We start from the raw sequence: 420 nt of genomic DNA, 5'->3' as shown, positions 1-420 counted from the left end.
TTACTTTATCTGAAAACATTTTTTGCTGGACGATATGAAGCGCAATATTCTCTTTCAATTCCGCTTCTGTCATTTGATTGCCTGCAAGGGCACTCTCATATTCCGATCCCAAGTCACTTTTGATTTTATCCAAGTCTTTCGTAATCTCTTCTTCCGTTGCTTGAAGGTTGGATTTTCTTGCCTCTTGCTCGATTAATTTCTTATTAATCAACCCATCTAGCACAGTTTCCCCCTCTAGCTTGTACAATTCGTTAAATAGCTGCTCCTTCTTAATCGATTCTCCGTTTACATAAGCAGCTGTGGTGGATGAAACCGATGAGGAAACTTCCTTCGGCATCACCGAATCCTGAACCCAAACCACCCCAACGATAACCGCACATAAAGCTAAAAAGCTAAGAAACCATTTATTCACAACAATTT

The 420-nt window shown here is 40.0% G+C and carries 1 protein-coding gene; it reads right to left on the bottom strand.

The genetic code is table 11. From position 1 onward, the window contains the following. The coding region (locus tag EIZ39_RS26220) for a SurA N-terminal domain-containing protein (RefSeq protein WP_164985360.1) at positions 1 to 420 on the bottom strand (420 nt) is incomplete at both ends.

It is taken from the genome of Ammoniphilus sp. CFH 90114, assembly GCF_004123195.1.
GTDB lineage: Bacteria > Bacillota > Bacilli > Aneurinibacillales > RAOX-1 > YIM-78166.
This window is presented reverse-complemented; position numbering and strand designations above follow the sequence as displayed.